This window comes from Spirosoma endophyticum (genome assembly GCF_900112365.1).
Taxonomy (GTDB): domain Bacteria; phylum Bacteroidota; class Bacteroidia; order Cytophagales; family Spirosomataceae; genus Spirosoma; species Spirosoma endophyticum.
Genome location: NZ_FOLQ01000021.1, coordinates 88,083 through 96,848 on the forward strand (window position 1 = coordinate 88,083; position 8,766 = coordinate 96,848).

Below are 8,766 nucleotides of genomic sequence, written 5' to 3' on the forward strand. Positions count from 1 at the left end.
TAGAAGCATGGAAGAAGATAGAACATATCCTGAATAATATTGAAGGAATAGTGCGCAGAAAGGAAACGGTTGATAAAAGACGGGCGGCACTTGAGTTGAGGACTGAGGTACTGCTAGGGGAGGTGCAACGTATTAAGAAAAATACAAACGGGACTAAACGAACTACCAATAGCACCCTGCTAAATAAATGAACGAGCCATACAGCGAGTTCTAGTCTCAATACAGCGAGGATTGCTGCGGAATAGTCAACAAGCAGGGGAAACGTATTTCGAGGGCCGTACTTTGCCGATCCGACTACAGGCTTATCCCCGTCTAACTTCCATCGCTGTCTCAGATCTTCGTAGTCGCTGTAACGCCTGCCGAACTCGGGTCTTGACGGTCCCCACCGGCAAGCCTTATTCGTCTGAAGCCTCTTGATAGGTATAGCCCTGATAGTACATTAACTGTATTAATTGACGCTGGTGGGGCGCTAGGGTTGATCGTATCCAGTGATCAAGACCAATCCAGTAGTAAGAGGGCGTACCCTTCCCTAGTTCTTCTAAGGATAAATTCTCCAACGATTCAGGGGATAATTTTGCAGATTTTACATGCGTCAACGCCTTATTCAGGACGATTCGAGCCATCCAGGTGAATAAGCGTCCTTTAGTCGGATCGAATTGATGAAAGTTGAGCCAAATACTGACAAAGCTATCCTGAAGCAAGTCTTCTGCCTGTTGCTTATCGGATATGAGGTGCATCAGCTTCCTCAGTAAAGTTGGCGCAAACCGGTGATAAAGCTCCTCAAATGCCTGCTGATCTCCCTCTTTAAGCAGGGCCACTATAGCGGGTTCATTATAGGGCCGGTTAGAGGGCGTTAAGGTACGAGCCAATGATTTATGTTTAACGTGAGTAGGCGAAGAGTACATTACTTACTATATGCCGAGCAAGAGCACTCCTTAAGTAACTTGCTATTCTCTATTTTTACCATAGAGGTAACAGGGATATGTACGAAACTGCTTTCTACCTAGATTGCTTTTAACGGCTTTTTCGCCAAAAATAGATGGCTTGGGAGTCTGAGGATTCGACTGAGAGATTATCCATCTTGAGTTAGTAGCAACCAAGCCCTTTTCCAGGCACTACTACATCCGAGACCTTTTCTGTACGGGGCCTGATTGCCCGTTCAGCATCCCGATTCACCCAAATAGTAGAGTCAATACCCCTTCTCAATTTGTATACAGTCAGCCCGAAACCGTGGGGCCGGATGAATATGAGCCGACTACCTTGCTTAGCTAGTAGGTGGTCCAGATAAACTGGTGCCAAATCCCACTAAAGGGGAGGGAAAGACGATGCTGCTGATTGAAATAGAGTTGGCCAAAGAGCAACAATGGCCCTTAGTTGACGTGCCGGAGGAGTTGATCCGGGCGCTTGGAATTGGGGAATTGTAAGGGGAGGAGCAATCGGGAACTGTTGGGTAATTAGTTTTTCGCTCGGGTACTACAACGGTAGCGAGACCGATTCAACACCCAAAAACGCTTATAGTTATATAAAGAACGAACTAACCAATACCTTTCCGCCAAGCATCTCCATTAGAGCGGGTTCACCTTTAATCAAGCCCTAAAGCAAGGTAAGTAAACGCAGAAGGTGGTGCCCTTTCCCGGTGTACTGTTCGCCGTTATACCCCCTCCATGATTGGCCACCACGCGGTCACAAATCGCCAGCCCAATCCCCGTTCCAGCAAACTCGTTTTTGCCATGTAACCGCTGAAAGACTTGAAAAATGCGGTCTAAATATTTGGCATCAAACCCGATGCCCTGATCCGTAATGCTGATTTGATGGAACTGGTTCGCAGTACTGGTGGGTCGGATTCGGGTTGGTAGCTCACTCTTGTCCCGAAGAAAATACTCGATTTGAATCTGAGGTTCCTCATCGGCAGGGGTAAACTTGATCGCATTGGATAGTAGGTTCTGAAAGAGCTGACCAAGTTGTGATTCATCGCCTTGGACGACCGTCATCGGATCGACCTCAATATGGGCGTTTCGCTGCTCAATCTGTAAGGATAACGTATCTAGAGCGGTACTAATAATCGCCTTGAGGGACACCAGGCCAAACGTTTGTTGCCGAGTAGTAATCCGGGAATATAACAACAAGTCCCTGATTAAAGCGGACATCCGAGATCCAGCGGATGTAATCCGCTGCAAATAATCGAGCGCCTGCTCATTGAGCTGGTTATCAAATTGTTGCATAAGCAAGGTGCTAAATGCCTGAATTTTACGCAAGGGCTCCTGCAAATCGTGTGAGGCAATGTAGGCGAACTCTTGCAGGTTATCGTTTGAACGCTGTAAATCCTGATTGGCCTGATGTAAGGCCTTTGTGCGCTCGTCAACACGAGCCTCCAGGTGTTGGGCTAATTGCCGGTATTGGCGTTCACTTTCTTCGACCTGCTGGCGAGACACTACACGCTCAGTTACGTCTACGGCCATATTCAGAATGGCATATACGTTCCCCTCCTCATCGGTCAGGGGCTGGTAGACGAAACTAAACCAATAACCTTGTAACCGACCATCCACGACTAAATAAGCCTGCTGTTCGGTCGTCCGGTAGGGTTGCCCCGTTTCATAAACGCTGTTTAACAAGGACATAAACGGCTGACCTTCCAACTCCGGCAAAGCATTTATAAGTTTTTGCCCGATGACTGCCGGCGTTTTTCCCCAGAGTTGAATCATAGCCTGATTGGCCACTGAAATAACTAGTTCAGCCGTTTCATAGACCCCGATCGCAAAGGGTGCCTCTTGAATGAGGCTACGAAATCGCGCCTCACTTTGTTCGATCTGTCGCCGAATTAACACTTGCGCCGTAACCTCGATAGCCAGAATCATGATCCCGGTAATCTGATGATCAGCATTCCGCAGGGGCGTATAGCTGAAATCAAAGTAAACATCTTCCAGGATTCCTTGCCGGACTAATCTGGCCAGAATACCATTGCCATAGTAAGGAGTCCCCGTATCAAATACCTCCTCCAGGAGTTGGAGAAAGGGTTGATCGTTTAGTTCAGGTAGAGCATCCGTTAGCCGCATACCCGTTATGGCTGAGGGCTTCCCCCACATCTCAAAAATTCGCTCGTTACCCAATTCGATAACCATCTCCCGGCCTTTTAATTGACCAATGGCCAGGGGGGTCTGCTCGACGATAGTACGAAAGCGGGCTTCGCTTTCCTGCAGTTTCCGTTGATTTTGAAGCTGCTGGGTAATATCTATGCTAAAGTCAACGATGCTCACCGTACCATCAGGCTCCTGAACCGGTTCAAAGCTGGCGTAGAAATAGGCTGTCTCTTCCTGATCGTTACGGTGAAGGGTTATGGGTATTTCGGGGGCAATAAACCGCTGGCCCGTTTGCCGAACCGAATCAAAAATTTCTTTCAGTCCCTGTTGCGCTAATTCGGGTAAAGCCTCTAATAAGGGCTTTCCCTGCATCTGTTGGATTGTCCGGCCGGCCATTTGGGCGATTCGGTCATTGACTAACTCAAAGACATGGTCAGGTCCCCCTAACAATCCAAGGCCAATTGGCGCATGGTCGAAAATAGTCTTTAACCGTTTTTGGTTAACTTCCAGGGCAGCTTTTTCGGCCTGGAAGCGTTTTTCGCTCTCGTCTAAGATTTTTGTTTTTTTTCGTAAGGCAAGCAGTCTAACCACTTGCTTGGCGAGAATCGTAAGGGCTGCTAATTGACTGGGGGTGAGTTGCCTGGGCTCATGATCGATGACGCACAGCGATCCCAAGGCAAATCCATTCTCATCGATCAATGGAGTACCCGCATAGAAAATGACATTCGGCTCACCCGTTACCAGTGGATTTTGAGTAAATCGACTATCCTGCCGTGAATCAGGGACGACCAGGGTCTGGTTTGGGTTGTTGATGGCATGGGCACAAAAGGAATCTTCACGTGGGATTTCCCTGACCAGAAGGCCTTGATTGGACTTAAACCACTGGCGTCTATCATCCACTAGACTGATGAGGGCAATGGGCGTTTGACAGATTAGGGAAGCCAGCTGGGTTAGCTCATCATATTCTTCCTCCGGTAATGTATCCAGGATACTATAACTGGCAAGCGCATCGAGTCGATTCGTTTCCTCAGGGCTCGATGGAGGAATGTTCATAGTTTAGATGGTTACGAAAACATAAACGTTAAAATTACCTGAAATTTTCAACAGGGCAACTTAGTTGACCCCATAAACCCAGACAACGAGCTGCTTTTCATAATGAGCCATATCTTGGAAATAGTCTACAACATTAAGGAGTGAGTTTACGAGGTTATCCATGTTGCTTTATCGTTTTAGTGCAATTTTGGAGGTAAGCCATTTTGTTCACGAAAACCCTTGGCTAAATGGAAGCTTTCTGTTAACAAAAGAAGTTGTCTGAATCCTGCTACTACTGCCTGAAAGCGTTCACGAAAAGGTTCGCAATGTGAACGGCAATTCTAAGTTGATAACTTTGCATGGGCGCTAAAGGATGAAGCTAAGACCGTTTATAGAAAGGTTTAGTTACTGGTACGATCACTAAAAAAAGTACAATAAAGAGAAACGGAAAATCCGTTATTCAATAGCTTACGTATCGGCAAAATGCTATTTTAAAATAGACAATATATTTTATAGTTGCCTATGTTTAAGACCCCCTAACAGCCCACCGTCAGGTCTGTCTTACTAGGCTTTGATAGCTAACGAAAGGTCTCAGGTACTGATCAGTATCGCTGACATCACCAAATTTCTTCCCGTTTCTGTTTTTCAGCCTTGGCTGGCTACTTTTGACCCACATTCCCCTTGTGCCAAACCCCCTATGTTAAAACGACTTTGCTTCCTTTCTATCTCCCTGCTGGTCACCAGCCTTATGGTCGCCACTCCAGGCGCTTATGCCCAGGTCGCCGATTTGCCAACCCGTTGGACGAAAGCAGCCCTGGCGGACCCACTTCCCCTGGGTGAATACCCCCGTCCCCAGTTGCAGCGGAGCGAGTGGCTTTGCCTGAACGGCACCTGGAATTAACAGGGTGGAAAAACGGTCACTTCGGCTAAAAACCCCACCAGCGTACTCCCCTTCCCGGCGACAACGGAAAAAATACGCGTGCCCTATTGCCCTGAATCGGTGCTGTCGGGCATTCAGCGAAAGCAGGAAATCAACATGTGGTATCAGCGGACCTTTACCCTGCCCGCTGCCTGGGCGGGCAAGCACATCTTGCTCCACTTCGAGGCCGTCGACCACCAGGCCACCATTTTTGTCAACGGCCAGAAAGCAGCCAGCCACGCTGGTGGGTATGATGCCTTTTCAGTCGATATCACCGCCTGGTTGGCAAAAGGGGCAAACAGCCTGGTGGTGGCCGCTTACGATGCCAATGACGGACGCACGCCTTCGGGAAAAAATGGCCCCCGGGGTGATTACACCTTCTCCTCCGGTATCTGGCAAACCGTCTGGCTCGAACCAGTCAACCCCGACTACATCCAAACCCTACGGCTGCTACCCGACCTGGCGGGCCAGCGGTTGAAACTAGACGTCAAGGCCCCTGGGGCGGCCCGAATTACGGCGGTCGTGTTCGATGGCAAAAAGGAAGTAGCCCGGGCCGAAGGAACGGCCGAAACCGCTTTCTACCTACCCCTTGCCAACCCCAAACCCTGGTCGCCGGACGCCCCTTTCCTGTATGATGTCAAACTGACCCTGACGGCGGCCAACGGGCGCGTGTCGGATGAGGTGATGAGCTACGTGGGCATGCGGGATGTTCAGCTGGGTAAGGTCAATGGCGTCGTCCGACCCTTGCTCAATGGGCAGTTTGTCATGCAGCTGGGCCTGCTCGACCAGGGCTACTGGCCCGATGGCATTTTGACCGCCCCGACCGAAGAGGCCCTCAAATTCGACATGGAGTATACCAAAAAAGCGGGCTATAACCTCATTCGTAAACACATGAAAACCGAGCCCCAACGGTTTTATTACTGGGCCGATAAGCTGGGGTTGCTCGTCTGGCAGGATATGCCCGCCATCTGGTATCCCAACGAAGATACCCTGGCCACCCGGACCCGGTTTCGGCACGAGCTCAAAGCCATCCTGGATGACCATTACAATTCCCCGTCCATCATTGCCTGGGTGCCCTTCAATGAAAACTGGGGCGCTTTCGATGTGGTGCGTATTACGGACTGGGTCAAGCGCTATGATCCGTCCCGACTGGTCAATGGCAACTCGGGTTTCAATAACAATCCGTCTTATCAGAAAGCGTACGGCGATCCGAAGAACGGTGATTTTGTGGATACGCACATCTACGTGGGGCCCACCAAAGCCTCGGAGCCTGACGAAAAGCGGGCGGCTTCGCTGGGCGAATTTGGGGGTGTGGGATTGTTTGTGCGGGGGCATATGTGGCCCGTCGAAAATAATGCTTACGCGTATGAGCCGACAAAAGCGGCCCTAACCGACCGCTACGTTTTCCTGCTGGATCAGGTTGACCAATTGATGCGCTACCGGGGGTTGAGCGTAGCGATTTACACCCAAACTACGGATGTGGAACACGAAGTAAACGGCCTGCTGACGTATGATCGGGGGGTCGAAAAAATGGAGACGGACCGCGTTCGAGCCGTCAATCAAGCCGTGCTACAAGCGGGTTATGAATTGGCAACTAAAAAAGACTAGTTTATCGGGGGGCTAATATACGTTCGACGCTTAAACCAGTTCTATTGGTCACGAGCTGTTACCCTCCTATAATACTATAAAATTTGTATTATTCTCAGTCAAGTTGCATATGCAGTCTTATGTTAAGGGAATATTCCGAGATTGACCACTCTATAGAAGCCGTATAAACTGACTGAATTATCCTTTGGAAAGGGGAGCAGAAAGTACTGCATTATGTTAATGAAATATCCGTAGATTGGCCCCATCAACTGCGAGTAAAATACCTTTGAAAAGAATGATTATATGGTGTCAATAGAATTCTGGGGTGAAAATTATTATGGACATCCCCCTCTTTCAGAGGACATAGTCAGCAAAGCGGAAGAGATCTTGAAAGTGAAGCTGCCAGCGTCTTACATTACCTTATTGAAACTTCAGAATGGCGGTTATACAAAAGGATTTCAATTCCCAATTGAGCAGGGAATAATTGATATGGATGAAATTCCGCTAGAACAACTTTACGGCATCGTACTTGATCCTTCAATCAAGTCATCTCAGAACATCCTAGATAGTAATTACCTAATTGAGGAGTGGGGACTTCCGCCAGATCAAGTGCTTATAAGCGGTAATGGCCACTGGTGGATCACCTTAGATTACAGATCAGGAAAAGACCCTAAGGTGAGCTTCTTAGATATGGACCTAAATGTTGAATTAGTTTTGTCTGAGACTTTTAGCGATTTTATTGAGAGACTAGTACCTGATTCTAGCTTCGCTGGGCAGGACTTTACATGAACTGTGTTAAAAGTCAAGCCATCGAGCGTAAAATAGGTTGATAATTTGGATTAAAATCCTCATCGAACTTCACAACCGCAAACGCCTGACGAAGCAGTTTGTTGACAACGGCCATTAAGGCAACATTAGTCACCTTGCCCGCAGCTTTCAGCCGCTGATAACACTCGCGACACGGTTTATTATAGCGAATAGCGGACAAGCTAGCCATATATAATTGACCCCTTAAATGAGCATCCCCTGAGCGATTGATTCCCTTGGTGATCCCTACTTTCCCCGATTGATAGATCACCGGAGCCACACCGATAAACTTGGCCAGAGCCTTAGCGGATGTAAAGTCGCGAAAGCCGTTCGTGGTCTCAATCAGGGCTGTGGCAACGGCATAAGAGTTACCCTTTATAGACCGTAATCGCTTGTACTGCTCGGCAAAATCAGCTTGGCAAACCTGATTGATTTCAGCCTTTAGTTGAGCAATGGCCGCCTGAAAATGAGCAATCATCTGTTGCAAACTATGTTGAACGGTAGCATCTTGTAAGGGCAAAGGCTGGAATGATTCCTGTAAATTAAGCAGTGCTACTCGCTGCCGCGTCGGCGGTCCGATTTTGGTATTGTCTAAGCAAGGTTCGTTTCTGCCTAAGTAATAGTAAACTATCATTACTCATCTGATAAACAGGCGGTTGAATCGCCCTTCCGTATTCAGACAATAAAATAGCATCGCTCGGATCGGTCTTGGTGATCGATAAATGCATTTTGGCGAAGTGATGACTCTGCTTCGGGTTAATGACTGATATCGTCACCTTGGCTTAGGTAAGCATATAGGTCACTAAAACAGAGTAGGAACCGCCGGGCCGCCGGAGCGGTGGCTTCCAGCACGCAGTGGGCCTGCTCGGGAAGTTGATTTATCAGCGAGCGAATGCCGTCAGGCGAATTGGCGAAGCTACTCACTTTCCAGCCCGTCGTTGGTTTTGGGATAGCCACAGAAAGACTATCTTTAGACACGTCAATACCAATGTAAGTGGTCATATAAATAGATAGTTACAAAGCCGGGCCGATTTCTATGGATCAAGCAAGGGGGAGGGCATAAGTTTTGTCATATTTTTTGCCTCGCTTGACCACTGCATAGACCCGATGGATGAGTTTATTTCGTAATGCGTTGATGACCAACATCTTATTTTTACCGTCGGCGACTTTACGTTGATAATAATCCTGTAACTCTCCTTTCACCTGTAGGGCCGACATGGCTGCCATATGGAGTAACGTTTTAAGTGATTTTCGGGCATGATGATTCACGCGGGTCTTGCCCCGTACACTACTGCCTGAAGAGTGCTCAAAGGGAGCTACGCCCGCATGGCAAGCCAGCTTTTT

General features: G+C 48.3%; 10 protein-coding genes and 1 pseudogene. 5 read left to right on the forward strand and 6 right to left on the reverse strand.

The window, feature by feature from the left end; all coding sequences use genetic code 11:
- Window positions 1-395: 395 nt before the first annotated feature.
- Window positions 396-869: an RNA polymerase sigma factor gene (locus BM202_RS30070; RefSeq protein WP_177236737.1), complete on the reverse strand. Its 474-nt coding sequence runs from the start codon at window positions 867-869 to the stop codon at window positions 396-398.
- Window positions 870-1,292: 423 nt separating this feature from the next.
- Between BM202_RS30070 and BM202_RS38825 the strand changes: the two genes are divergently transcribed.
- Window positions 1,293-1,424, forward strand: a complete 132-nt coding sequence (locus BM202_RS38825; protein ID WP_262507727.1) for a hypothetical protein — start codon at window positions 1,293-1,295, stop codon at window positions 1,422-1,424.
- Between the two features lie 162 nt (window positions 1,425-1,586).
- Here BM202_RS38825 and BM202_RS30075 read toward each other — a convergent pair whose 3' ends face one another.
- Window positions 1,587-4,130 carry a PAS domain-containing protein gene (locus tag BM202_RS30075; RefSeq protein WP_093833218.1) on the reverse strand — a complete coding sequence of 848 codons (2,544 nt, stop codon included), beginning with the start codon at window positions 4,128-4,130 and terminating at the stop codon, window positions 1,587-1,589.
- Window positions 4,131-4,806: 676 nt separating this feature from the next.
- Between BM202_RS30075 and BM202_RS37905 the strand changes: the two genes are divergently transcribed.
- The 4 genes and pseudogenes from BM202_RS37905 (at window position 4,807) to BM202_RS30085 (ending at window position 7,404) form a co-directional block, all read left to right on the forward strand.
- A complete protein-coding gene (locus BM202_RS37905) occupies window positions 4,807-5,010 on the forward strand; it encodes a hypothetical protein (RefSeq protein WP_143100794.1) in 204 nt (67 codons plus the stop codon).
- 36 nt (window positions 5,011-5,046) lie between these two features.
- Window positions 5,047-5,427 (forward strand): annotated as a pseudogene (locus BM202_RS39150) (sugar-binding domain-containing protein); the annotation flags it as partial.
- Between the two features lie 75 nt (window positions 5,428-5,502).
- Window positions 5,503-6,636 (forward strand): glycoside hydrolase family 2 protein, encoded by a 1,134-nt coding sequence (locus BM202_RS30080; protein ID WP_394333814.1) that lies wholly within the window; start codon window positions 5,503-5,505, stop codon window positions 6,634-6,636.
- A 282-nt stretch (window positions 6,637-6,918) separates the two neighbouring features.
- Window positions 6,919-7,404, forward strand: coding sequence for an SMI1/KNR4 family protein (locus tag BM202_RS30085; RefSeq protein ID WP_093833220.1), 486 nt, complete (start codon window positions 6,919-6,921; stop codon window positions 7,402-7,404).
- A gap of 13 nt (window positions 7,405-7,417) precedes the next feature.
- Here the strand turns inward: BM202_RS30085 and BM202_RS38450 are convergent, their stop codons facing one another.
- The 4 genes from BM202_RS38450 to BM202_RS30095 form a co-directional block, all read right to left on the reverse strand.
- On the reverse strand, window positions 7,418-7,942 hold the full coding sequence (locus BM202_RS38450; RefSeq protein ID WP_245776843.1) for a transposase: 525 nt from the start codon (window positions 7,940-7,942) through the stop codon (window positions 7,418-7,420).
- A 22-nt stretch (window positions 7,943-7,964) separates the two neighbouring features.
- Window positions 7,965-8,150 (reverse strand): hypothetical protein, encoded by a 186-nt coding sequence (locus BM202_RS38455; protein ID WP_245776844.1) that lies wholly within the window; start codon window positions 8,148-8,150, stop codon window positions 7,965-7,967.
- A 28-nt stretch (window positions 8,151-8,178) separates the two neighbouring features.
- Window positions 8,179-8,424 (reverse strand): hypothetical protein, encoded by a 246-nt coding sequence (locus BM202_RS38460; protein ID WP_245776845.1) that lies wholly within the window; start codon window positions 8,422-8,424, stop codon window positions 8,179-8,181.
- 39 nt (window positions 8,425-8,463) lie between these two features.
- The coding region (locus tag BM202_RS30095) for a transposase (protein ID WP_143100795.1) at window positions 8,464-8,766 on the reverse strand (303 nt) is incomplete at its 5' end.